Source organism: Sulfurimonas sp. NW7, assembly GCF_051132265.1.
In the GTDB taxonomy this organism is placed as follows: Bacteria; Campylobacterota; Campylobacteria; order Campylobacterales; family Sulfurimonadaceae; genus Sulfurimonas; species Sulfurimonas hydrogeniphila.
Genome location: NZ_CP093235.1, coordinates 386,755 through 411,684 on the forward strand (window position 1 = coordinate 386,755; position 24,930 = coordinate 411,684).

General features: G+C 38.3%; 26 protein-coding genes. 16 read left to right on the forward strand and 10 right to left on the reverse strand.

All coding sequences use genetic code 11. The annotated features are described in order from the left end of the window. Positions 1 to 17: 17 nt before the first annotated feature. On the forward strand, positions 18 to 1,955 hold the full coding sequence (locus tag MLC35_RS02105) for an EAL domain-containing protein (RefSeq protein ID WP_434637590.1): 1,938 nt from the start codon (positions 18 to 20) through the stop codon (positions 1,953 to 1,955). Here the strand turns inward: MLC35_RS02105 and MLC35_RS02110 are convergent. Continuing rightward, positions 1,952 to 3,523, reverse strand: coding sequence for a DUF3373 family protein (locus MLC35_RS02110; RefSeq protein WP_434637592.1), 1,572 nt, complete (start codon positions 3,521 to 3,523; stop codon positions 1,952 to 1,954). The genes MLC35_RS02105 and MLC35_RS02110 overlap by 4 nt on opposite strands. 302 nt (positions 3,524 to 3,825) lie before the next feature. Between MLC35_RS02110 and rpsB the strand changes: the two genes are divergently transcribed. From rpsB to argS, 9 genes are all read left to right on the forward strand, one after another. Then, the gene (rpsB, locus tag MLC35_RS02115) at positions 3,826 to 4,605 is read left to right on the forward strand and encodes a 30S ribosomal protein S2 (RefSeq protein WP_418641012.1); all 780 of its coding nucleotides are present in this window, start codon (positions 3,826 to 3,828) and stop codon (positions 4,603 to 4,605) included. 2 nt (positions 4,606 to 4,607) lie between these two features. Beyond that, entirely contained in the window at positions 4,608 to 5,660 is a 1,053-nt protein-coding gene (gene tsf, locus MLC35_RS02120; RefSeq protein ID WP_151901071.1) for a translation elongation factor Ts, read from the forward strand. Positions 5,661 to 5,745: 85 nt separating this feature from the next. Beyond that, on the forward strand, positions 5,746 to 6,951 hold the full coding sequence (locus MLC35_RS02125) for an NAD(P)/FAD-dependent oxidoreductase (RefSeq protein WP_434637594.1): 1,206 nt from the start codon (positions 5,746 to 5,748) through the stop codon (positions 6,949 to 6,951). Between the two features lie 29 nt (positions 6,952 to 6,980). Next, positions 6,981 to 7,625, forward strand: a complete 645-nt coding sequence (locus MLC35_RS02130; protein WP_434637596.1) for an ABC transporter ATP-binding protein — start codon at positions 6,981 to 6,983, stop codon at positions 7,623 to 7,625. Between the two features lie 10 nt (positions 7,626 to 7,635). After that, positions 7,636 to 8,400, forward strand: coding sequence for a flagellar biosynthetic protein FliR (gene fliR / locus MLC35_RS02135; protein ID WP_434637598.1), 765 nt, complete (start codon positions 7,636 to 7,638; stop codon positions 8,398 to 8,400). A gap of 71 nt (positions 8,401 to 8,471) precedes the next feature. Continuing rightward, positions 8,472 to 9,827, forward strand: coding sequence for a hypothetical protein (locus MLC35_RS02140; RefSeq protein ID WP_346389304.1), 1,356 nt, complete (start codon positions 8,472 to 8,474; stop codon positions 9,825 to 9,827). Next, positions 9,824 to 10,444, forward strand: coding sequence for a guanylate kinase (gmk, locus tag MLC35_RS02145; RefSeq protein WP_151901066.1), 621 nt, complete (start codon positions 9,824 to 9,826; stop codon positions 10,442 to 10,444). Before MLC35_RS02140 ends, gmk begins: the two co-directional genes overlap by 4 nt. Positions 10,445 to 10,531: 87 nt before the next feature. Next, the gene (locus MLC35_RS02150; RefSeq protein WP_151901065.1) at positions 10,532 to 10,762 is read left to right on the forward strand and encodes a Sec-independent protein translocase subunit TatA/TatB; all 231 of its coding nucleotides are present in this window, start codon (positions 10,532 to 10,534) and stop codon (positions 10,760 to 10,762) included. Between the two features lie 3 nt (positions 10,763 to 10,765). Then, complete coding sequence (gene argS, locus MLC35_RS02155; RefSeq protein ID WP_434637601.1) at positions 10,766 to 12,361, forward strand: arginine--tRNA ligase; 1,596 nt, start codon at positions 10,766 to 10,768, stop codon at positions 12,359 to 12,361. Positions 12,362 to 12,369: 8 nt separating this feature from the next. Here argS and MLC35_RS02160 read toward each other — a convergent pair whose 3' ends face one another. Then, the gene (locus MLC35_RS02160) at positions 12,370 to 13,062 is read right to left on the reverse strand and encodes a L,D-transpeptidase family protein (RefSeq protein ID WP_434637603.1); all 693 of its coding nucleotides are present in this window, start codon (positions 13,060 to 13,062) and stop codon (positions 12,370 to 12,372) included. A 70-nt stretch (positions 13,063 to 13,132) separates the two neighbouring features. Between MLC35_RS02160 and MLC35_RS02165 the strand changes: the two genes are divergently transcribed. Both MLC35_RS02165 and MLC35_RS02170 read left to right on the forward strand, forming a co-directional pair. Then, on the forward strand, positions 13,133 to 13,756 hold the full coding sequence (locus MLC35_RS02165; RefSeq protein WP_151901551.1) for an acyl-CoA acyltransferase: 624 nt from the start codon (positions 13,133 to 13,135) through the stop codon (positions 13,754 to 13,756). Positions 13,757 to 13,798: 42 nt separating this feature from the next. Beyond that, on the forward strand, positions 13,799 to 15,151 hold the full coding sequence (locus MLC35_RS02170) for a Na+/H+ antiporter NhaC family protein (protein WP_434637605.1): 1,353 nt from the start codon (positions 13,799 to 13,801) through the stop codon (positions 15,149 to 15,151). Here the strand turns inward: MLC35_RS02170 and MLC35_RS02175 are convergent. Next, positions 15,129 to 15,872, reverse strand: coding sequence for a 3'-5' exonuclease (locus tag MLC35_RS02175; protein WP_346389307.1), 744 nt, complete (start codon positions 15,870 to 15,872; stop codon positions 15,129 to 15,131). The genes MLC35_RS02170 and MLC35_RS02175 overlap by 23 nt on opposite strands. 269 nt (positions 15,873 to 16,141) lie before the next feature. Here MLC35_RS02175 and MLC35_RS02180 point away from each other — a divergent pair, with 269 nt between their 5' ends. The 3 genes from MLC35_RS02180 (at position 16,142) to MLC35_RS02190 (ending at position 18,298) form a co-directional block, all read left to right on the forward strand. Further along, complete coding sequence (locus MLC35_RS02180; protein WP_434637607.1) at positions 16,142 to 17,272, forward strand: DUF819 domain-containing protein; 1,131 nt, start codon at positions 16,142 to 16,144, stop codon at positions 17,270 to 17,272. 107 nt (positions 17,273 to 17,379) lie between these two features. Next, entirely contained in the window at positions 17,380 to 17,829 is a 450-nt protein-coding gene (locus MLC35_RS02185) for a hypothetical protein (RefSeq protein ID WP_151901060.1), read from the forward strand. Between the two features lies 1 nt (position 17,830). Next, the gene (locus MLC35_RS02190) at positions 17,831 to 18,298 is read left to right on the forward strand and encodes a hypothetical protein (RefSeq protein ID WP_151901059.1); all 468 of its coding nucleotides are present in this window, start codon (positions 17,831 to 17,833) and stop codon (positions 18,296 to 18,298) included. A gap of 15 nt (positions 18,299 to 18,313) precedes the next feature. On the opposite strand, the gene MLC35_RS02195 is transcribed toward MLC35_RS02190, so the two are convergent. Together MLC35_RS02195 and MLC35_RS02200 are read right to left on the reverse strand one after the other, a co-directional pair. Further along, entirely contained in the window at positions 18,314 to 18,616 is a 303-nt protein-coding gene (locus MLC35_RS02195; RefSeq protein WP_151901058.1) for a hypothetical protein, read from the reverse strand. A gap of 139 nt (positions 18,617 to 18,755) precedes the next feature. Then, positions 18,756 to 19,346, reverse strand: coding sequence for a hypothetical protein (locus tag MLC35_RS02200; RefSeq protein WP_434581074.1), 591 nt, complete (start codon positions 19,344 to 19,346; stop codon positions 18,756 to 18,758). 180 nt (positions 19,347 to 19,526) lie between these two features. Here MLC35_RS02200 and MLC35_RS02205 point away from each other — a divergent pair, with 180 nt between their 5' ends. Next, positions 19,527 to 19,802: a GNAT family N-acetyltransferase gene (locus tag MLC35_RS02205; RefSeq protein ID WP_346389311.1), complete on the forward strand. Its 276-nt coding sequence runs from the start codon at positions 19,527 to 19,529 to the stop codon at positions 19,800 to 19,802. Here MLC35_RS02205 and MLC35_RS02210 read toward each other — a convergent pair. The 5 genes from MLC35_RS02210 to MLC35_RS02230 form a co-directional block, all read right to left on the reverse strand. Continuing rightward, positions 19,795 to 20,478, reverse strand: a complete 684-nt coding sequence (locus MLC35_RS02210; RefSeq protein ID WP_434637609.1) for a leucine-rich repeat domain-containing protein — start codon at positions 20,476 to 20,478, stop codon at positions 19,795 to 19,797. The genes MLC35_RS02205 and MLC35_RS02210 overlap by 8 nt on opposite strands. After that, positions 20,447 to 21,703, reverse strand: a complete 1,257-nt coding sequence (gene tig / locus MLC35_RS02215; protein WP_434637611.1) for a trigger factor — start codon at positions 21,701 to 21,703, stop codon at positions 20,447 to 20,449. The genes MLC35_RS02210 and tig overlap by 32 nt, the downstream gene beginning before the upstream one ends. Positions 21,704 to 22,100: 397 nt before the next feature. Then, positions 22,101 to 22,811, reverse strand: coding sequence for a 2-oxoacid:acceptor oxidoreductase family protein (locus MLC35_RS02220; protein ID WP_151901052.1), 711 nt, complete (start codon positions 22,809 to 22,811; stop codon positions 22,101 to 22,103). 1 nt (position 22,812) lies between these two features. Further along, positions 22,813 to 23,721: a thiamine pyrophosphate-dependent enzyme gene (locus MLC35_RS02225; RefSeq protein WP_346389313.1), complete on the reverse strand. Its 909-nt coding sequence runs from the start codon at positions 23,719 to 23,721 to the stop codon at positions 22,813 to 22,815. Positions 23,722 to 23,733: 12 nt separating this feature from the next. Continuing rightward, positions 23,734 to 24,918: a transketolase C-terminal domain-containing protein gene (locus MLC35_RS02230; RefSeq protein ID WP_434637613.1), complete on the reverse strand. Its 1,185-nt coding sequence runs from the start codon at positions 24,916 to 24,918 to the stop codon at positions 23,734 to 23,736. Between the last annotated feature and the right edge of the window lie 12 nt (positions 24,919 to 24,930).

Here is a 24,930-nt window from a genome sequence, read left to right on the forward strand (position 1 = left end):
AAAAACAGGCTTGCTGCATGAAAGAAAAAAAATTCAAATCGCTCTCATTCAGGATTATGAGCTCCATCGTAATCACCTCATTTATTACAATTGGGGGGATTTTTTTTGCATTTGAAAAAATAAACAAACACGCCTTTTACAATATGGAATTTCAAAAAGCAACCCTCATCTTAAAAACAATAGAACCTTTGATAGCGGTAGATATGTATCTGGGACTGGAAAACCAAATTGATGTGAAACTGAAGCAGTTAATGCAAAATAAAGAAATTCTCTCTGTGAAGGTTTTTGAAAAGGACAGGTTGATTTATGAAACAAGATCTAAAAACAGTTATCAGAGTCTTTTTACCATCAAATGGGATATTCTTCAGCCAAATTCCAGGAAGAAAATAGGAACAATTGTTTTAAGCTACTCAAATCACAATTATGAACAGCTTATACAACAGTATACACATTTGCTTCTCAAAATGCTTGTGATTCTTTTCCTGATATTTATATTTCTTGGTGCCTATATAGATAATTTGCTCAAGCCTTTGCGAAAAATTGCCAATATACTAAAAGGTTTTACACCGGAGAAAAAATTAAAGATAGAACCGATACAAGAGAATAATGAGATCGCGCTTATAGTCTCTGCATTAAATGAGATGCAGGAGAAAGTATTTGACTATGCAAGAAAACAAAAAGATATCAACGCCTATCTGGCAAGAGAAGTCGAGAAGAAAACAGTAGAGTTGAAAAGACAGCTTTTTATAGATGATCTGACACAGTTGCCCAACAGAAAAAAACTTTTTTACAATATAGAAAATTTGAATAATGACGGGGCATTGCTGATTTTAAATATAGATGACTTTAAAGAGATAAATGATTTCTACGGACAGATTGCAGGGGATTATGTCCTCAGAGAATTTGCAAAAAAACTGCAGGCTTTTGTCGAAGAGGAGCAAAACATCAGTGTCACACGACTCTCAGGAGACGAATTTGCGCTGTGCTTTAGAGCAAGGCCTTCTCACAGGACTTTTATGCGAATTGTCAACAGTCTGTCAAAAGAGATTGAACAGATGGTATTTCATTATGAAGAAAACGAGATTTATATCCGTGTGACAATGGGTGGAACATTGCAGCCCAATGAGATGTTGGAAAAAGCAGATATTGCCCTTAAAGTTGCCAAAGAGCAGAAAAAGTATTTTCTGCTGTATGATGAAAAACTTGAAATAGAGAGAAAATATCAAGAAAATATGGAGTGGGTGAAAAAACTAAAAGCTGCCATAAAAGAAGAGAGAATAGTGCCTTTTTTCCAGCCTATTTTTGATACCCGAACGAAAAAAGCGGTGAGTTATGAATGCCTTATTCGCCTGATAGAGACAGACGGCTCAGTTGTCAGTCCTTACAGGTTTTTAGATATTGCCCAAAAAAGTAAACTCTATCCGCAGTTAACAAAGATTATGCTGAGTAAAAGCTGTCAGTATTTTGAGCACAGAGATACATCGTTTTCGGTCAATCTTTCTATTGATGATATGCTTGATGCAGAGATGGTGCAGTATATTCAAAAAACCGTTAAAAAATACGGTGTCAGCAAAAAAATAGTTTTTGAGATTCTTGAGACGGAAGGGATTGAAAATTATGAAGAGGTTTCAGTTTTTATACGCAAGATGAAAACATTGGGCTGTAAAATTTCTATAGATGATTTTGGTGCGGGGTATTCCAATTTTGAGCATATGCTCAAGCTTGATGTTGATTACATTAAGATTGACGGCAGTCTTATCAAAAATCTTGAAACAGATAACAATGCACGCATAGTAGTCGAAACAATTGTAGATTTTGCCAAGAAATTAAACCTGGTAATTGTAGCGGAGTTCGTTCATAATCAAGCGGTGTTTGAAATAGTCAAATCGCTTGATATTGAACGGGTACAGGGTTTTTATCTGGCTGAGCCAGATAAAGAGATACCCAAAAACTAGTATCTGTATCTGAGATAGAAACGGATATCCTGGGCTGTATCTATGACCTGGGAACCTAAACCGGCTGCAATTGCCTGGTCAATGCTCATTGCATTTCCTGAAGTGCTTCCGAAGAAGCCGTTGCTTCCGGCATATTTATAGTCTATATATGTATAGCGAATCTGAAAAGATAAAATATCTTCTATCAAAGGTTCTGTAAAATATGCCTCGTATGCATTGCCGCGAGCTGCGAGTTTTGAACCGATGTTCGTATCTTCACCGTAGGTAATACTTCTCCAGTATTTTGAACCGTGATTAAATTCGATTCCCCATCTTCCCTCTTCTGTCACAAGTGAAGGTACCTGCAGCCCAATCCAGTAAGAATACCCTTTCACGCTTTCATCAACCGCGCTGCCAAGCATGCTCTGTCCTTTGTCCGGGTCTGTAATACTTACCGCGCCACTGACAAAAAAGAGTGTATCGTCTAAAAAGTCATTGATTCCGTCTCCTATACCGTTTGCCACAAAGTTGGCTGTAAATGAGTGTATGTTGCCGACAGTCTGAAAACCTTGTGTCTGGTTTGCGGGATTGACAACATCAATCAGGTTTCCTGCATAATAGTACTGGGAATTAACAGAATACTGTCCGTCGCTCCAAGGAGTAAAGATCAGTCCAACCAGGTCTATCGATGCATTTGAAGTTGTATCTGCATAAGGGGCTGTATTAAATCTTGGGGCTGCATTGCTCATGCCGCGGCCGGCACAGAATTTGACATACATCCCGTCAATACCGGTTACGTTCTCTAAATTAAATTTAGAGCTCAATCCGTCAAATTCAACATTGATTGTGTGCCCCATCGGAGAAGCTGCATGGTCATCATCTCTCAGGTTGACAAGATGTCCGTTTGTTGAAGGACGGCGTCCTACACTGAATGTCCAGGGAATATCACTGCCCATAAAAGTGTCGTTTTTGTAGAAAAAGTATGCAGAACGTACTCTTAAGGTATCGTTATAGGCATTTTCATTGGCTATCCAGTCAAATGTTTCAAAAGAGGCATTTGCAGGATTGGAAGCACCGCTTCTGGCACCGAATGCTTTGTTGTATGCAAGTTGCCCTGTAAAACTCAGGTGTTTTGTAGCCGCCCAGTTCATATTTAACCAGAGTCGGTTTGTCATAAAAGCATTGTTCTTTTGTGTGCTGCCGTCTGCCATTTTGTACTGAAGATTGTCAACGGCAAATCTGTAATCAACATTGAATTTTATGTGATTTCCGTTGGTGTTTCTGTTGAGATTAGAAATGGAATCTTGAATCTCTGCGAGCTGCTCTTCTACCGTCATTTCATCATCATCTTCGTCATCTTCTTCATCTGATGAAGCTGTTGCCTCGGTATCATCAGCCGATTCTTCCTCATCAGCATCTTCTTGCATCATAGATGCCTGTTCTTTTGCTTTAAGGGCATCAAGCTCTTTTTTCATCTTTTTCATTTCAAGTTCCATTACTTGAAATCTGTCATACATTGATTCGGCATTTACATTTGTTGTTCCTAAAATAGCAATAGTTGCTAAAGAAAGCAGTAGAGGTTTCTTCATTTCATCCCTTTTTTGTGTTGTTTCTGTGATACTATACATTGTTTAAGATAAATTTACTTTTAAACAAGTGCAGATATATATAAATATTTGTTATGCAAATGCAAAATTGCATATTTTTAAAAAAGCTGGCTTTAAATAAAGTTTTAGTATAATTCGCGGATTTTTCTTTTACATGTAAGAGAAAATATTAACAGGTATGTGTCAAAAGTCAGTGCAACCCGTTTTTTAACGGATAATTGTTCGACATTACCAAAGCCAACTGACAAATTTCTGGTTTGAAACAAAACCTTTAAGGATACCCTATGGTAACTATGAAAGACCTTTTAGAATGCGGTGTACACTTCGGACACCAGACACGTCGTTGGAACCCGAAAATGAAAAAATACATTTTTGGTGTTCGTAAAAATATCTATATTATAGATTTACAAAAAACTTTGCGTTATTTCCGTAACACATATACTATTGTTATGGATGCGGCAGCTGAGGGCAAGACTATTCTTTTCGTCGGTACAAAAAAGCAGGCACGTAATTCTGTAAGAGAAGCAGCTATCGCTTGTGGTATGCCGTATGTAGACAACAGATGGTTGGGTGGAATGCTTACAAACTTCCCGACTATTCAAAAGTCTATTCGTAAACTTGATGTGATTACACAAATGCAGGAAAACGGACAGATAGATCTTTTGACGAAAAAAGAAGCATTAATGCTTTCTCGCAAAAAAGACAAACTTGAACAGTATTTCGGTGGTATCAAAGATATGAAAAAACTTCCTGATATGCTTTTTGTTGTTGATGCGGTAAAAGAGCATATTGCAGTTTTGGAAGCAAGATGTTTAGATATTCCAATTGTAGCACCGCTTGACACAAACTGTGATCCGGATCTTATCACATATCCTATTCCTGGTAATGACGATGCTATCCGTTCTATTCAGCTTTTTTGTCGTGAAATGACAGCAGCTATCAATGAAGGAAAAGCACTTCGCGATGCACCGGCAGAGCAAGAGCAAACAGAAGAAGCTGCAAGTGAAGAAACAGCAGCTACAGAAGCTCCTGCAACTGAAGAAAAAACTACAGAGGAAGCATAATTATGGCAGCAGTTACAGCAGCAATGGTAAAAGAGTTGCGTCAGGCAACTGATGCACCGATGATGGATTGTAAAAAAGTTTTAGTTGAAGCTGACGGAGATATGGAAAAAGCGAAAGAGCTTTTAAAAGAGCGCGGTATCGCCAAAGCAGCCAAAAAAGCTGACCGTGTTGCGGCTGAAGGTCTTGTTGGACTGAAAATGGCTGATGACAACTCGAAAGCTTCTGTGGTTGAAGTAAATTCTGAAACAGATTTCGTTGCACAAAACGAAGGCTTCCAAAATCTTGTAAAAGATACGGCAGAAGAGGTATACAACAATCAGCCTGCTGATGTTGATGCGCTTATGGCAAGTGAATTCGGTGCCAAGTTTACAGAAACTGTAACGAAAATCGGTGAAAAAATCGAAGTACGCCGTTTTGGTACGCTTACAGCTGCTCCGGATGAGGCATTAAACGGATATATCCACTCAAACAGCCGTATAGCCGTTATTGTAAAAGCAAAATGTGACAGTGAAAAGACTGCGGAGTGCATGAAAGATACATTGAAACAGATTGCTATGCATGCATCGGCTATGAAACCGACAACACTCAGCTATAAAGATTTTGATCCTGAGTATGTTGCAAGTGAAACACAGGGTCGTATTGAGGCACTGAAAAAAGAGAATGAAGAGTTGCAAAGACTCGGAAAACCTTTGAAAAATGTACCTAAATACATCTCTATGATGCAACTCACTGATGAAGTGATGAAGCAGGCTGAAGCTGACATCAAAGCAGAATTGCTTGCAGAGGGAAAACCTGAGAAAATTTTAGACAAAATTATTCCTGGTAAAATTGCCCGTTTTATTTTAGACAACACACTTCTTGATCAGGAACAGGCACTTTTAGACCAGCAATATGTTTTAGATGACAAATTAACTGTAGCTCAGGCAGTTGAAAAAGCAGCAAAAGCATGTGGCGGTACTGCCGAGATTACTGAATTTATTCGCCTTGAAGTAGGTGAAGGAATCGAGAAAAAAGAAGACGACTTCGCAGCAGAAGTTGCAGCACAAATGAGCTAAGCCTTTGGCTTGACTCATTTCTTACTACAAACCCCTCCCTTTTTTAAAAACTCCGTTTTCCTGAATTTTATGCTATACTTTTTGCATGAGTATAAATAATTATAATAAAATTATTGTTATCGGCGGCGGTTACGGCGGTCTCAGGGCTGTAGAAAATCTTGCCAAAGACAAAAACAATCAAATTACACTTTTTGATAAAAATGCCTATCATTTTATGCAGACAGATGTGTATGAGCTTATTGCCAATGAAAAAGATTTTGCAAAAGTGAGTGTCGATCTTTTTACCTACTGCAGCGGATTTGAGGGAAATGTCAGTTTTTACAAACAGGAAGTCGAAAATATTGACTTTGAAAATAAAAAAGTCATTACTGATACACAACGGTTTTCTTATGATTATCTTATTATAGCTGTGGGTGCACGGACAAAATTTGTCAACAGCATCAAGGGTCTCAAAGAGTATGCTCATGGAGTCAAGGCATTGCATCGTGCGATGTATTTTAAACAAAAGTTTGAAATGTCACTTTTTAAAAAAGTACAGGAGAGCGGTGTTACATGTAAGGCTTTGAGTATTGTGGTTGCCGGTGCAGGACTGAGCGGTGTTGAAATAGCGGCACAGATGGCATCATATGCAAAAGAGTTTTATTGTGAAAATAATTTTTTATGCAGAAAATTAAATATAGTCCTTGTCAGTTCATCAAAGCAGATACTCAAAGGTTTGGATGATTTTTTAGTCGAAAAGTCTCACAAAAGATTGCTGGATCTCGAAGTCGTTATAAAATCAGAGGCAAGAGTGGTCTCTTTGACACAAGAGAGTGTTACACTGAGCAACGGAGAGACCATACCTATGGATTTTATGATTTTTGCCGGAGGAATTGAGCCAAACGGACTCATCTATAAACTTGACTTGCCGAAAAATGAGAGGGGTTTTTTAAATATCAATGAGTATCTGCAGGCAGGTTCAAAAAAAGAGGTTTTTGCCATAGGTGACTGTGCCACTTTGTATAATAAAGGTGAATTAATAGCACCTACGGCAGATGTTGCTGAGCAGATGGCAGAGTTGTGCAGTGAAAATATTATGCGTATCGGCACAAACAAAAATCTCAAAGCGCATGATATCCGGTCACGTGGTATGTTGATTGCCCTGGGACGCAGGTATGCAGCAGGAAAAATTTCCAATATATACATCAGCGGATTTGTGGCATTTATTATGAAAAAATTTATTGAAAAAGTCTATTTTATAAAACTGGACAGACGTTCAAAAAAAGGCTGTGATAAAATTTTTAATGCTTAAAATAAGCAAGAGTAGAATATAATAGCCCTATGAATCTATTATCTGCCAAAAATTTATCACACTCATTTGAATATGAGCTTTTTTCTGACGTTTCCCTCTCTCTTGAAAGTAATGAAAGTATTGCTATTATCGGTATGAGCGGGAGCGGAAAGTCTACGTTGCTGCATCTTTTATCTACTCTTTTGAAACCAAAGAAGGGGACTGTTACGCTTTTTGGAAAAGAGACAGCCTCTATGAGTAAAAAAGAGCTGACGCTTATAAAACGAAACAAACTCGGTATAGTTTTTCAATCCCATTATCTTTTTAAAGGCTTTAGTGCCTATGAAAATCTTGAAGTTGCCCAAATTCTTTCACAAAAAGAGATAGACAACAGTTTAATCAAAGATTTGGAAATCGAGCAGTGCATGCACCAAAAAGTCACGGAACTCTCAGGCGGACAGCAACAGCGTGTCTCTATTGCAAGGGTTTTGACAAAAAAACCTTCAATAATATTTGCCGATGAGCCGACAGGAAATCTTGACAATAAAACGGCTGCGGAAGTAATGAAACTTTTTTTTGATTATTGTCAGGAGAATGATGCCGGTATGATACTTGTAACGCATGACAATAGTCTGGCCAACATGTGTAAACGAGTCTATAAACTTGAAGACAAAGCATTGAAACCAATTAAATAAGGTTAGAAAAGTGGGATGGACACAGATACTTAACGAAACGAATGTAGTAGCCTTTCTTTTGCTTTTTTTTCGTTTTGCCGGATTGTTTATTGCTGTGCCTATTTTCAATCATCAAAATATCCCAATGAACATTAAAGCGACCATGGCTTTTCTCTTTACAGTCGTTTTTTACTCTTCTATGCCTCCTCTGCATATAAGTATTGATGTGCCTACTGTTGTCATTGCTATACTGGGTGAACTTTTGCTGGGTCTGTCAGTGGGCGTTGTATTGCAGCTTGCCTATAATGTCATTACTTTTGCAGGCGGTCAAATATCTTTTATGATGGGCTTTTCGATGGCAAGTGCTATTGATCCGCAGTCAGGCATTTCAATGCCTATAATTTCTCAGTTTCTCTCTTTGATGGGCTTAATGATTTTGCTTGTACTCAATCTGCATCACTGGATGCTGCTTTTTGTCGACCACTCTTTAAAAACAGTGCCTCTGGGCGGTTTTATGATGAGTAAAGATCTGTTCCACTACATTATGCATGCGGCATCAAACATGTTTTTGGTCGGTTTTATTATTGCTTTTCCCGTAATTGCACTTTCATGGCTGGCCGATGTCATATTTGGGATGCTTATGAAGACAATGCCTCAGTTTAACCTTCTGGTCATTGGTTTTCCTATTAAAATAATGGTGGCTTTTGTCGTGCTTATAGCAACTTTTACTACAATTATGCTATTACTCAAGGGAGAAATTCAAGAAGCATTTAACTCTTTGGAAATACTTTTTTAGTTTTTTTTTGATACAATAGTGCTAATAGAGATTTTTGAAATTCAATCAATAGATCATCCAAAGGAATATGCGTGAAAATACTGCTTTTAAATGATAATCCCGTTGTAAATAAATTAGTGACGCTCAGTGCACAAAAAACTTCTGATGAAGTAGAAACAGCCTCTGGTCTTGAGGAGATTTCATCACATGATTATGATTTGCTTATTGTTGATGACAGTGTTTACACTGATGATTTACTGCATGAATTAGAGGCAAAAATAAAATATAAGAAATCACTGTTTATATGTGCAAAAGATGCCAAAGAGAGAGATTCTTTTTCATCAATACTGAAAAAACCTTTTTTACCGACTGATTTGGTAGAACTTTTTATGATGTTGGAAAAAGAAATCAAAAAAGAAGCAGATGAGATGCCGGTTGAAGAACTGCATGCACAAGAGAATGAAATAGAAGAATTGGATGATTTGGGTGATTTGGATACGCTGACTGATGATTTGGACCTGGATGATGAGTTGATTTTGGATGATGATGAAGAAGATTTCGGTGAAAGCGTACTGGATGATGAAGAGGCACAGAAGGTAAAAGATCTGCTTGATGAAAATGAAGAAGATCTCTCTTTTGATGAGGAAGTACAAAATGATCTTGAGAGTCTGGAACTGGATGAGATGGGATTAAATGAAGAAGAGTTTTCCCTGGATGAGTCTTTGGATGAAGAGGCACCGGAGCAAAAACCGGAAGCAGAAGAGGCATCTGCCGAAGAAGAGGATCTCATGGAGGCTTATGACATGGCATTGGATCTGGAAGATGAAGCAGACGCTGATATTTCAGAGGAGGAGAGTTTTGATTTGGAAGAGGAAGTCAAAGCACTTGAAGACGAAGAATTGCAAGAACTCGATACAGCAACAGTAGAAGAGCTTGAAGAGGAAATAGACGAAATTGTCACAGATGAACTCAATGCCCAAGAGGGTGACCTGGCAATGGATCTGGCATTGGATTTGGAAGACGAAGCAGATGTCGATATTTCGCGTGATCCTGTAGATGATTTAGAGATGCCGCAAGAGGCAGAAGATGCAAGCCTGGAAGAAGAAATTCAAAATGCTGTTGAAAATCTGACACAAGAAGATTTAGAGAGCGAACTGGATGAAGATACTCTGCTTCAAATAGCAAAAAACGAGATTGATCCGTTGGAGAGCCTGACAAGCAAAGATTTAAAAGAGGCTCTGGGAGAAGAGACAGAGGAAGAAACAGCAGAAGAGACGGATCTTTTGGAACCTGAAGAAACAGTAGAGTCTGAAGAGGAGAATAAAGAACAAAACAGTGGAGTCGAAGCACTGAAAAAACTTCTTGAGGCACTCAGTGACAAAGATGTTGCAGCATCTATGAAAGGAATGAAAATCAGTATAAATATTACATTGGGTGACAACTCATGAGTGCTATTCACGGGGCAGTTTTGGTTCTTTCCGGTCCAAGCGGGGCGGGAAAAAGTTCTTTAATCCATAAAATTATCGATGATATCGGTGAATGTTATTTTTCCATATCTACAACAACACGTCCTATGAGAGAGGGAGAAGCGGATGGTGTGGATTATTATTTTGTGGATGAAGAAGAGTTTAAAAAAGAGATAGAAGAAGATCAGTTTTTAGAGTATGCCATTGTGCATGGAAATTACTACGGAACTTCACTCAAGCCGGTTAAAAAAGCGCTCTCTGAAGGAAAACTGGTTATTTTTGACATAGACGTGCAGGGGAACAGTGCAATTAACAGTCGGCTCGGGGATATTACAACTTCTGTGTTTATTACGCCACCGACGCTGAGTGAATTGAAAAGAAGACTGCAAAACAGACAGACGGATGCGCAAGAAGTGATAGAACGCAGAATTCAAATGGCCAGACGTGAAATTCAGAGAGTCTCTGAGTATGAATATCTTTTGATAAATGATGATTTGGATGCTGCTGCTGAAAAACTGCGTCTTATTGCAACTGTTGCAAGATTTAAAAAATCAAATGAAGAGATTAACAAATTTGTCCAAAAATGGGAAGATTTGTAAAACTTCAAAACATAATATATAGTGATAAGAGAATTTACAGCAAATGTGAGTTATACTTCACAACATAATTTATAACAAGGAAAAAATATGGGAATGCCTAGTGGAACTGAACTACTGATAATCTTCGGAATTATCGTTTTATTATTTGGAGCAAAAAAGATACCTGATTTAGCAAAAGGTCTCGGAAAAGGAATCAAAAACTTCAAAGCAGAAATGAAAGAGGTTGATGAAGTAGAAGTTGAGACACCGAAAAAAGTTGAAAAAAGTGATGAAGTAGCTTCTACTGAATCAACTCCTAAATCTACAACACAAGCCTAAACATTGAAACAACGTGTATCGGCGTTATTACGCGAAAAAATAGGTCGTGAAGTTGTTTTAGAAAAGCCACGTGATCGTTCTTTTGGTCACTTTGCTACTCCTATAGCATTTTCTTTGGCAAAAGAACTCAGAAAATCTCCGATGGTCATTGCGGATGAACTGGCTTCATCTTTTGAAGAGAGTGAAGTATTTTCCAAAGTAGAGGCCGTCAAAGGCTATTTGAATTTTCGTTTAAGTGAAGATTTTTTAGCTGAGTATGCTTCCTGGGCTTTGGAGAATCCTGCAGAGTTTGCAAAACAGGAAAAAAACCAAAGAATACTTTTAGAATTTGTCAGTGCAAATCCAACCGGACCTCTGCATATCGGTCATGCAAGAGGTGCTGTTTACGGCGATACTCTGTACCGTCTGGCAAAACATCTCGGATATGATATAACAGCCGAATATTATGTAAATGATGCCGGCAATCAGATTGATCTGCTTGGACTTTCTATTCAGCTTTATGCAAGAGATCATCTTTTAGATGAAACGGTAGAATATCCTGAGAGTTATTACCGCGGAGAGTATTTGGATGCACTTGCCCGTGATGCGATGGAAAAATTCGGCAGAGAAATTTTTTATGATGAATCTCGTCAAAAAGAGTTGGCGCTTTGGGCAAAAGATGAAGTGATGAAAATCATTGTCAAAGATTTGGGTGATTTGAATATTTTCTTTGACACTTTTGTGTATGAATCAACTTTGTATGCTGACTGGGGCAGAGTGATGCAAAAGATGGGCGACGGCATTTATGAAAAAGAGGGCAAACTCTGGATAGCTTCAGAGGCTAAAGGTGATGAAAAAGACAGAGTTGTTGTCCGTGAAGACGGTCGCCCGACTTATCTTGCCGGCGATATAGTCTATCACAATCAAAAATTTGAACGCGGGTATGATCATTATATTAATATCTGGGGAGCGGATCATCACGGATACATTGCCCGTGTGAAGGCAGCAGTTGAATATCTGGGATATGACTCAAAAAAACTTGAAGTGCTGCTTTCTCAGATGGTAAGTCTTTTAAAAGACGGCGAACCGTATAAAATGAGTAAGCGTGCCGGCAATGTCATACTTATGAGTGATATAGTCGAAGAGATAGGTGCAGATGCTCTGCGTTTTATTTTTGCATCGAAAAAGAGCGATACCGCACTCGAATTTGATTTGGCAGAGTTTAAAAAACAGGACAGCTCGAATCCTATATTTTATATTCAGTATGCACATGCACGTATTCAAACACTGCTCTCCAAGGCAACTGTTTCCAAAGAGGATATTGCAAATGCAAGTTTGAAAAATCTTGGAGAAAATGCAGATACACTATTGTTTGATGCACTTTTGCTGCCTGAAATCATTGAAGATGCTTTTAACACAAGACAGGTGCAGAAATTAACTGATTACCTGAAATCTCTGGCAGCTTCTTTGCATAAGTTTTATTATGATGTGCGCATGATCGGTACAGAAGATGAAGCAAAGCTTTTAAAGCTCATGCTGATGGTTGCGTTGAGTATAAAAACAGGACTTTCACTTATGGGTATTGCAGCCAAAGATAAAATGTCTAAAGAAGAGGAGTAATCCTCTTTTTATTTGAGCAATTCGGAATTTTTCAGCTGCGGATAAAGTTTGAGAACCTTTTTAGAGGATTTTTTTGGAATCTGCACTAAAACAGGGTTTTTCTTCTTATCAAGCCAGCCGGCAATCTTTTTTATATCTTTTTCACTCATGGAAGTACAGCCGACAGTGGGACTCTTCGGTGCACGCTCAATATGCATAAATATACATGAACCTCTTCCTCTTGCTGACTTTTTGTTATAATCAACGACTATGCCTGTTTTGTACTGGACATCGTTTCGTCTCATATATTCAAAGCTTTTTTCATCTCCCTGTGCCATAATTATCTGATTATAGAAATTTGAGTTTGTATCATCAACACATATCAGATTTTTCTCAGCATAAAGATAGGGCATTTTATAATTGCTTTTTGGAGCGTAACCAAAAATTGCACTTAGGCTGAAAATCCCTGCAGGTGCTTTTTTGTCACCTTCATATTTCAACGCTTCATCAGGATTTTTTTGAAATTCCCTGCTTTCTGCACCCCAGCCTAATCCATTTTTCCCCAAATTGACGCTCATTGTCTCAAAGACTTTGTTTGAGCCCTCATAACATTCGAGTTTTGCCGATGAACTGTTCATATCATTGGCAACAACGAGCACTATTTGCTGGGAAGAAAACAAGAAAATTGACAAACTTGCTGTAATTAAGAAACTTTTTATCATAAAGTATGGTACTATTACTATTATACGATGTCAAGAGTAAAATAGATAAAATTAAAGTTTGGATAAAACAATGAGTCTTAAAATAAAACAGGCTACGGCTGAAGATGCTTCTTTTTTAGCACAAATGATTTTACAAAGTTCACGGGCAGGGAAAAAGAAGGGTCTTTTTGATGTGCTTTTTGGGACAGATAATGATACAGAAGTCTTGGAAAAACTACAAAAGCTTACACAGACACAGTCAAAAAGCCATTGCCATTACAAAAATTTTTTAATAGCGCAAATGGACGGAAAGAGTGTGGGAAGCTTATGTAGCTATGAGCCCAGAATTGCAACAAAAGAGGCTTTTGAAGAGGCCCTTAAAGAGATAGGTTGCGGTGATGAGATCCAAAAACCGTTGGAAGTTGTGTATGAATGCAGTTTTAATACAAGCAAAAGCAGATTGATGTTTGATTTTATGGAAGAACTTGAGGGATTTATTGATGTGGGTGTACTCAAAGCATTGATGCAAAAAAGTCTGCTCACTGCAAGACTCAAGGGCTACAGTATTGTACAGACCGTTATAGAGATAGGGTCTTTGGAAGCAGAACTTTTTTATAAGAGACTCGGCTTTGAAATTGTCGATAAAAAAGAGTGTGATGCGTACAGAGAAATTTTTGGCAGAGCCGGTGTTATGCTTCTGGCTATGGAATTCTAAAGGCTTCTTATAGAACTCTCTTCTCTCTCGGTTCTCCCTTCTTTGTTAGCCATTATTTTGGCGCTCTATACCAAAAATATTGTACTCTCTTTATCTGGCGGTATATTTTTAGGACTTTTTTTTCTGCATGGTTTTTCATTCCTTGCAACGGCTGATGCTCTAGTTGCACTTTTTTTCTCTTTGTTAAGTGAAGGGTGGATACTTAAGACACTGGCTTTTGCAGTGCTTGTCGGAAGCGTTATGGAGTTGATACAAAAAAGCGGAGGCATTAACGGATTTGTCTCTTTTATGACCCAAAAAACAAAACTTGTCAATTCTCCCCGTTCCGCTTTGCTTGTCAGTTATTTTATCGGTGTATTGATTTTTATAGAATCTTCTATAACCTCTTTAATAGCAGGAGCTGTCGGCAGACCGCTTTGCGACAAAGAAAAAGTGCCGCATGCCAAACTGGCTTTTGTCTGTGACTCCACTTCTGCGCCTGTCAGCTCTTTAATTGTTCTTAATGGCTGGGGTGCGCTTTTGCTCGGACTGATTGCGACGCAAATACAAACAGGCATCATAGAAGGTGATAATGTAAATTTATTACTCCATAGCGTCATGTATAATTTTTATGCCATGAGTGCTTTAGTCGTCACTTTTTTGGCTGTTTGGTTTAATATTGACATTGGTGCGATGAAACATGCCAAGCCGTCTTTAGCCAAAACTTCTTTACATGTAAACGCGCATGTGAGTATGAATTATATGCTTATCCCGATCTTTTTGATGATTGCATTTGTGTTTGTATTCTTATACATAACGGGAGAGGGCAATATGCTCAAAGGAAGCGGTTCGACTTCTATTTACTATACAATGCTTGCTACTTTGAGTGTAATGTTTCTCTATTATGTCGGGACAAAAAACATGTCTGTAAAAACTTATACAAAAAGTGCTTACATTGGAGCCAAAAAACTTTTTCCGATTGCTGTGATACTGCTTTTTGCTTTTGCTATAGGAGAAGTAACGGTTGACTTGAAAACAGGGGAGTATCTGGCTTCACTTGCCAATGAGTCTCTGAGTCTGTTTCTTTTAAGCGGTGTGATATTTTTGCTCAGCAGCATCATCTCCTTTTCCACAGGAACATCCTGGGGTACTTTCAGCATTATGATACCCATAGCCGTACCGATGGCTGTTGGGATGGATGCTGATGTGGCTTTGGCAATAGGAGCGGTTATCAGCGGCGGTGTTTTTGGGGATCACTGTTCTCCTATTTCTGATACGACAATTATCTCCTCTTTGGCAAGTGATTGTGAGGTAATCGAACATGTAAAGACACAACTCCCTTATGCGCTTATAAGCGGTTTTATTGCTTTTTTTCTGTTTATACTGTTTGGATTTATGACTCCAGGTAGTAGTTGATAGAGTAGCGCAGATCTTCATCAATATTTTCCATATTCTTCAACATCCATCGCAGATATCCTGCATCTTCACTTGCAACTTCTTCAAGACTTTTGCCTTTGTGTTTTCCAAATCTGAATGTTTGTACCAAAATAGGAGTGTTGGTTAAATCGACCATCTTTTCAACAGGATTTTCATTTGGAAACTGTTCTTGGACAATATCTTTGAGTTTAGAGAGAAAGAGTTTCAAGACAAGGACATCACCGATGGCATCATGGGCCTTGACAACGATGCCAAGTGCCTCGGCCTCTTTTTCTTCTTCTTTGTAGAGTTCCATTTTATAGCGAAAATACTGCAGTCTGTGCGCCTCTTCATCCGGCATAACATGTTTTGCAACCCTTAGCGTATCTATAACTTTCATCTGTGTTACAAAGCCTTCTTTTTCGAGCATTGTTATATCAAAAGGGGCATTGTGAATGATGAGATAATTCTCTGCAGTATTTAATTCCAGAAGTCTTTTGTATGCCTGTGTCTCTACACAAGGCGGCTTGCCTTCAATCAAATCAGGCGTAATCCCATGCACTTCCATCGCACCGTATTTTATAGCAATATCAGCAGAACAAAATTCGTTATGCACTTCTATCTCTTTTGTGCCTAAAACCATATAACCGAGTTGAATTATTCTGTCTTCTTCATTTGTACCTGTTGTTTCTGTATCTAAAATCACATATTTTTTTGCCATCAGAGTTTCACTTTTAATTATATTATAAAGCATATTGGAACCTAGGTTAAAACCTCACTGCCATTAAGTTAAGCATTTATTTGGAACCGGTACTTCAGTGCCGGCTGAAAGTGGCAAGACTATTGCAACAGCCGGCACTGAAGTACCGGTTCCGAGAAAGCATTAATTTTCTCAACTTAATGGCAGTGAGGTTTTAACCCCAGGCTAATTTGCTTTGATTTACCATGTCGCTATTATATGATATACTAATGAAAAAGTAGGTTAAAGCTTTGATTGACTCTCCTTTGGTATATCTTTTTACACTTGCTTTACTTGTAGCAGCACTCAGTTTTGCACAAATCAAAACAAAACACAAATTTTTCGAGTATATTCCTGTTGTTGTGCTGATATATGCTTTTTCTATGCTGCTTGCCTCTTCGGGAGTGTTTGCGCAAAATCAGGAGATTACAGCTGTCTACAGACTGACAAAAACGAATCTGCTGCCGGCAATGCTTTTTTTGATGCTTTTGGAAGTGGATTTTAAGCATTTTTTCAAGCTCAAAAAATCGCTTTTGATCGCTTATGTTTTAGCTGTTTTTTCCATTGCTTTTGCCTTTATAGCCGTTGCATATTTGTTTGGGTTTGACAAAGTAACAGCAGCAGCATTTGGCGCACTCGCAGGGAGTTGGATGGGAGGTACGGCAAATATGATCGCTGTCGGAAGTGCTTTACATGTAAGTGAAGATGCCTTTGCCTATGCTCTTGTTGTGGACAGTGTCAATTATACTGTATGGGTGATGCTCTTGCTTTTTTTGGTCCCTTTTGCAAAAATATTCAACAGGTTTACAAAGAGTGAAGAAAAACTTGCCTATCTGGATAAAATCGGTTGTGCCTGTTCTGTGGGTGCTAAAAGATACTGGCTCCTAATTCTTCTGGCACTCGGAGCATCTCTGTTTTCTCAGATAATAGCCGAAAAATTGGTGATACTCAATACAACGACAAGTATTGTTGTTTTTTCCACACTCTTAGGGGTGCTCGGCTCTTTTACAAAATTACGGTTTATAAACGGTTCAAACGAAGTGGCAACAACCATGCTCTATATTTTAATAGCACTGATAGGTTCTCGTGCTGTCATAGAAAGCTTCAGTGGTCTTGGCATGTATGTTTTTGCCGGTTTTGCCGTCTTGCTTGTGCATGCATTGATAATGGTGGCAGGGGCAAAAATATTCAAGCTCGATTTATTCAGTATCTCGGTTGCCTCTCTGGCAAACATAGGCGGTGTGGCTTCGGCACCAATTCTTGCGGCAACTTACAACAAAGCACTTGTAAGTATAGGTGTACTGATGGCAATAATGGGGTATTTGATAGGAACTTTTGGCGGGCTTTTGGTCGGATATATACTTATTTACAGCACGCAGTAGAGAATTTATCTATTATTATTTTATTTATCTAATTAAAATTAGTAATAAGGCTACAGACAAATTATGTTACTATCATTAAAATTTTATAATGATATGAAGGATAAGAAATGACAGAGGGAAAAGTATTATCGTTGTTTGTGACGATGCCTGATATGATGCGTGCGGGGCATCGTATGAAATGTGAAGACTTTGATTGCGATGAGAACGGAATTGTTGGGAGCAGAGACTATGACAACGGTGAAGTGAAGCCAATGGTTTTGGTTTCAAAAAAAAGTTATGACATCATAGAAGATGCAGAACTTGTGTTTGAAAGAGGACTTTTAATGGAAGATATTTACGTGGATGTTGACCTGTATCATCTCAACAAAGGTTCGATAATAGAGATCGGCGAGATGCTTTTTGAAGTTAACGGGCCGTGTGAAGATTACCGGTATCTGTATGCATTCGCTCCTGAACTTCCTGCACTGATAAAAGGAAAACGCGGTCTTTTTGTAACGCCTCTTGAATACGGCGGAATTGCAGTCGGAAATGATGTAAAAGTGGTAAAAGAAGTTTAGTTTGAAAAAAATAGGCATTGGCATTGAATACAGTAATATCTGTAAGGATTATAATACATTTTATTTGGACAGAGACAATTTAGATCCTGAAACTTCTCAATGTATGAAAAAAGTTATGGCATGGAGTCAAGAGTTTTTGTCCGAATTATTGGATGCTTTTGAGTATAAAATATTTAATTTAAATGCATCTGTTCCTGTCAAAGTTTCAGATATCGCTTCGAAAAGATTTCTTTTTTATTCACTGGAAAAGGGAATAACACTGCAAAGCTATGTGCTTGCAAAAGAGTTCACACAATATGAAGGCTTGGCTGCCTGGGAGTTGCAAAACGAGAGTAATATTCTTGTCCAAAATGACGAAGACGGCGGAGCACTTTATTTTTATGTCAATGAAAATTCTCAAGAGTATGAATGGATAACTTCCAAATTAAAAGATTTTTCACTGGATGAAATTCCTTTTACTGTAAAATAAAAAACAGAGAGGGCATCAGCCCATCTCTACAGAATCTATTTCACCTTTGAACTCTTCAATGGAAAATGTTATTCTGTTGGCGATCTCCTCGGGTGTTTCCCGCAATAAGGTTGCATCCAAATGAATTTTACGTGTATGTTTGTTGTAATCACCCAAAACATAGGTAACTAATACAAAAGGGGTTTCTGATACATCACACTCTTTTACCGTTGTTTCAACACCGGGTATACAATAATCAATATCTATATCCGGATCTACCATCGCTTTGTTTACCAGTGTAACAACTTTCTCTAATTTTTCTTTCGTTACTGCGTCCATAACAAACTCTCCTGAAATAATATCGTCTATAGAATAATTATAGCAAAGTTAACAGTATCCATGCAGATATGAGAACTCTTTTTCTGAAACATGACAAAAGTGTGTAAAAAACGAAAAACTGCTCTTACATCATATTTTCTTATTCTATGCCATGAAACTGTTTATAGATTCTTTGGACATAATTCGGCTTAAGACCTAATATTTTGATTTCTGCTATCTCTTCTTTGATATGCTCTTTTTTGATTGCTATGAGCATTTCCCATCTCTTGACAAGTATCTCTTTTATATCCGACTCAAAATCACCTTCATAATCAGGGTAGGCTTTGGCAAGTGCTGTGACAATTTCATCTAACGCAGTTGTTTTTATAATATCAAGCTGCTCCTGAGGATGTGTTTTTTCCACATTTACATAGTGTGCCCATGTAGCTTCCAAAAGAGTTCTTATCTCTTGTGCATAGTCTCTCTCCTGTGTTGAGAATTTTTCTTTTAACAAGTCGGGAATATCTTTAAATTCATTTGCATTGACTATTTCAAGTTCTTCTTGAAAGCCTTTTAAATCTTCTTCATACTCGGCTGCATCTTCATAGAGTTTTGCAATTTCAGCATTTTTATCCCTATTGTTGTTTGCTTTTTTTGGAGCAGGGTTTTTTTCTTCTTCATTTGCGGCACAGGCTTCTTTAAGCTCCTGCATTTGCATTTCCATATACCGTTTTGTTTCTTGAGTAGCCATATAATCAGTACCTCACAATATTTTTTTTGTATTTTAGATAAAACTACAGTAATTTGAAGTTAAAGAAGAAAACATCTTCATTTCTTAGGCTTATATAAAGGTTGTGAAATTTATGTAATTGACAGGGTAGTTTCTTTTTAAATTTAGCATGATAAAATTATAGAAAAAAAAGGAAAAGAGATGTCAAATACTTTAATTCACAATCCAGATGAGTGCAGATACGAATACCATATAGAGGGACATGTAGCTTATATAACATATGATGATCAGGATGGCAAGATGCACTTGACACATACTATTGTACCGCAAGAATTGGCGGGAAAAGGTCTTGCAAAAGCTTTGCTTGAAGATGTGCTCAAAGAGATAGAAAAAGAGAATAAAAAAGCTGTGGCGCAATGTTCGTATATTGTCAAATATCAGGAAAAAAATCCTGACAAGAGTCACCTGTTTATATAGAAACACAACAGCCTTTTTGCATAAGCCTGTCCAGCCACAGGGCATGCCCTTGGGTTAATGAAAGCCTGTTGTAAGTGAAGTCCAGCTCTTCCAGGTTTAGCAGATTTTCAATCTCGTCAGGCAGGGTGCTCAGCCGATTCTTCCAGAAAGTCAGCTTGGTTAAATTTGTCAATTGTCCGATTTCAGCAGGAAGGGATGAAAGCTGATTTGCGCCCAGTTCCAATGTTTTTAAATTTTTGAGCGAAGCGATCTCTTTTGGTATGCATGAGAGTCTGTTTTCCTGCAAAAGAAGCAGTTTCAGATTTTTTAAAGACCCTATCTCTTTTGGCAGTTCTTCCAATTGATTCCCTGCAAGATAAAGTTCTTCAAGCTGTGTCAGAAGGCCTGTCTCCGGGGGCAGTTTCTTCAACCGGTTTCCCAGCATATAAAGTTTTTTTAAATTCTTAAGACAGGCTATTTCCGGCGGCAAGTCTGAAAGCTGACTGCCAAGAAGATTGAGCTCCTGCAGTCCGAGCAATGATTCTTTGTCTCTCGGAAGTCCTCTGAAATAGCCACCTTTGAGATAGGAATCATGCGCTATCCACTCTAAATCGGATATATTGTTTTTATCAGCCCAGTCCCAGATTTTTTGAATCATTGGATCTTTACTGATTATGAAATCCCAGGAGTTTTCCAAAAAGTTTATCTTCGGTAAGACCCATTTTGGCAGATGTCATAAGATTGTTCTCTTCATAGTACTTTACAAGTTCCTGGGCATCCTGGCCTGTCATCATTGCCTGATAGCCTAGTGCGGCATGCACTTCCTGTATATGAACATCTATTCCTTCTTTTTTTGCCAAAGCTTCAACGATAAGGGCAGTTTTTACAACTCTTTTCGCATCTTCACGTACAGATTCTCTTAGCTGAAGAAATTTCTCTTTGTCTTCGAGGAACTGTTTGTGCTCTTCTTCTGTGTAGTTTTTTGTTTTTTCGCGCACTTTTGCATCTATCTCCTGCTCGACGATATTCTCAGGCAGTGTGAAATCAAATTTTTCAATTAAAGCATTTATTATCTTTGGCTTAAGCTCCTGCATATACAGTTGTGAAAGTTCTTCGGATATAATCTGGTCTGCAAATTTTTCTTTGAGTGTGTCAAGTGTTGCCGAGGGATTGCTTAAAATTTTTTGGGCAAAAGCATCATCGGGTGTTTGGGCTTCCTGCTGTTGAATTTCATGAAGTTTGACAGCAAATTTAGTCTCTTTTCCTGCCAGATCTTCTGCCTGGTAGTCTGCCGGAAAGGTTACGGTAATGGTTCTCTCCTCGCCATACTCCATTCCGATTATCTGTTCTTCAAAACCCGGAATAAATGACTGGGATCCGATTTTCAGGTTGAATTTTTCTGCACTGCCGCCTTCAAACGGTTTCCCATCAATAGAACCGGCAAAGTCGATGACAGCGACATCACCTTCTTTTACTGCCCGAGGTTTGCCTATTTTGGTAAAGGGAGCCTGCTGTTGTGCAAACTCCTGAAGTTTTGCCTCCACTGCTGCAGGATCGGCTTTTGGCTTTGTGAAGTCGGGGATGATATCGTTATAGTCTATATCTGTATTGATTTGAGGACTTGTTGAGAGCGCGACCTCGAAGTAGACATTGTTCTCCTGCTGTTCATATTTTTTCAGGAGCGGTTGTCCCAAAATAGTATCTATGTCTATATTTGCTTTTTTGATGCCGGTATTGATGAACTCTTTGAAAACTTCGCCTGCTGCTTCCTGCTCAATATTTTCACTTTTTGACGTATCGTTATTTGTCTTTTGTGTTAATTTTTCTTTAAATTCTGCCACTTTGTTTTCTATTATATTGTTTTCGATCGTACCACTCAAGATAAAGTTAATATCATCGATTTTTTTTACTGAAACTTCCACTATGGTCCTTTTGATTTTTAATTATATTATTTTAACATTATTGTATAAAAGTAACTTTTTATAAGGAATTGGATAAATAATAAAAGATTTTTTAAATTTTTGGAATGGCAATAAGAGGGTATAAGCCATCCCTAAAGGATGACCTATATATACAGAAATTATACTGCTTCGACGTTAGGCATTTCCATCGTAATACAATCACGATTGAGCATATCAGTACATACGTACACACATAATGCACATCCTTTACATCTGTCTACATCAACCCAAGATGTATTTCCGCTTTTATCAAACATGAGTGTATTGGCTTCCGGGCAATACAGAGTACAGGTATTACACTTGTACTCGGCACACATGTCAGAATTAACTTTTGCTACATAATACATTTATTATCCTTTTATATGTCGAACTTAATAATTAAATCAGCAGTATCCAAATCGATAGAATTTGCCATTTCAAAAGTCTTGCTGATTACATCCATATTTTTTTGGAGTAACTCTTCTTTTTTCTTAAACTTTTTCTCTATTGCAGAGTCAAGCATAGCTGTACCGCCTGAAGATACAAATGATGTTCCCAGGAATCTCTCTTTTACCGCTGTTTCAATGTTTTCAATACTTACAAGGTTTATAAGTCCAAGCATCATACCCATCATTGCCATATTTGTTGCCAGCTCTGTTCCTGCCGTATCAAGTGCAAGTTTTGTTGCATCAAACTGAACAACAGTAGCTCTTAAGTCTTTTAAAACTTTTACATCATCTTCATCAAGTACATTTACTTCAGAGTTGATGATAATCAAACTGTCAGGCTTAAGACCTGTGTAAAACGGCATTGTATAAGACTTACCGTGTGTTACAACCTGTGAGTGGTAAATCATGATAATATCAGGATATACAACTTCACCAACTTCATAAATCGGCTCTGTTGAAGCTCTTACATAAGCCTCAACAGGTGCCATTCTTTTTTCAGAACCAAAAAACGGTACCAAAGATGCATATTGACCTGCATTATCCATTGTTGAACCAAGGATGTGAGCAGTAGTTACAACACCTTGTCCGCCTAATCCGGAAATACGTATGTTATATCTTTTTTTTCTTGTTTTATCAGCCATATTAATTTACCGCCTCTGTTTTTTGAGCTTTTCTTGCCATTCTTGCTGCTTTTTCTTCAGCTTCTACACGTTCGATGACTTCTTTTGCTTCATCAGTCATGTATTCTTCAAATGTAAAACGATCTTTTTCCTGTGCTTTTGCATCAGCAAACACTTCATGTGTAGGAATTGAATATTCGATATTACATGATGTATATGCATGAATAAATGTCGGTCCGACTTCTCTTGCAACAAAGATTGCACGTCTGATAATCTTAGCCGCTTTTTTGATGTTTGTCGGAGACATTCTTACAGTATAGACACAACCGGCTGCTCTGGCAAGCTCTGTTGCCGGCATTTTACCGAAGTCTTTTCCTTTTGGAGCCATTTTAAGAACAGCACCTTTTGGAGACATTCCAGAAGATTGTCCGCCTGTATTTCCATAAACTTCATTGTCAAGCATGATAGTCGTGAATTTTTCGCCACGAATCCATGAGTGCATAGTCATTGAGAATCCGATATCCATAGTACCACCGTCACCGGCAATAGTAATAACATCTTTTGTTTTATCAGGAAAACGTAATCTGAACGCACGTGTCAATCCTGATGCCATAGCATTTTGGTCACCGTAGTTACCATAGATAAACGGTACCGCAGCCTGAGAAATAGCCAAACGGCCACAACCGGCTGTACCCAGTGTTACTGTATCTTCCGGATTTGGAAGTGAAGCAAAAATCAGTCTGATATAGTATGCCATCCAACAACCAGAACACATCGGATGCTCTTCAACGAGCTCTTTAAACTGCCCCATATTACCTGGTCCGGCTTCTTCTTGTGTTTTTCCAAACGGACCGTAGTCAACTAGCTCTACATAATCTTTTGGTAGATATTTTTTAAATCTCTCTGCCGGAGTTATATATTTTAAACTCATTTTATCTCCTTTTTATAGTTTTAGGTCGTATTCTAAGCCAAGTGAGTTATGAATTTCTTTCATAATCAACTCAACCGGAAGTGTCATACCACCGTATACTCTTGGTCCCTCTGTAACAATTCCGCCATTTGGAATCGCCGCTTTTACTTCTTTACATAACCAGCCGATAATATTGTGTTCAGGGACGATGATAGATTTTGCATTTTTAACTGCATCTCTGATTTCATCAATCGGGAACGGTCTGATAGCTCTTACTTTGATTAAACCAACGCTTAAACCTGCTTCCTGTGCATATCTCCATGCTTCTCTTGCCTGTGCAGCTGCACAACCCGAAGCGATAAGGAATACTTCAGACTCAGGATTTTTCACTTCAATCGGTCCGCCAAGATATTCATAGATATATTTCATTGCACGTTTGTTTGAATCCCAGATTTCCTGTTGCCATACAGCATGAATCAGGTAAGACATAAAGTTTGACTTTTGAACAGGAGCATCACGCTGGATTCTTGCAGGTGGAGTTTCATTGTCCATCGCAGGAACCGGTGCGGCTACCGGATCAAATTCAGTCAGTGCCATATCTTCCGGAGTCATGTCAACATAACCTTTTGCGTGTGTTACGAAGAAACCTTCAGTAGCAACTGCAACAGGAATGTATACATCAACTTTTTCAGCAATAGCAAAGGCTGCCAAAGTGAAGTCAAATGTGTCCTGCTGATTTTCAGCATGTAACATTACGGCACCACAATGCATCATATATGCCATTTCGATATTATCAGGCTGAATAGACAACGGTGCATTGATAACACGTGTTAATATTCCAAGGACAGCCGGAACACGGTGACCTGGCCAAGAAACAATAGCTTCCAAACCGCGAAGCAGTCCCGGTCCTGAAGTAGCTGTAAAAAGACGTACACCCGCTCTTGCAGCACCTGCAATAGCAGACATGGTACCAAGCTCTTCTTCAGCTCTGTAGTACTCTTTAATGTGGCCTTGCGCATATATGTCACCTACAAGGTGCATTACCTCTGACTGTGGTGTAATAGGGTAGGCGATTGCCATATCAACACTTGCTCTTTTAACAGCTTCTGCCATTGCCTGCGCACCTGTGATAAAGTGCTTTTCTCTCGGAGCTTCTTTTAACAGATAGTTAATATCTACTAATGTTTTTTCTAATTTTTTTTCTGGATTTGGACTCATTGATTATCTCCT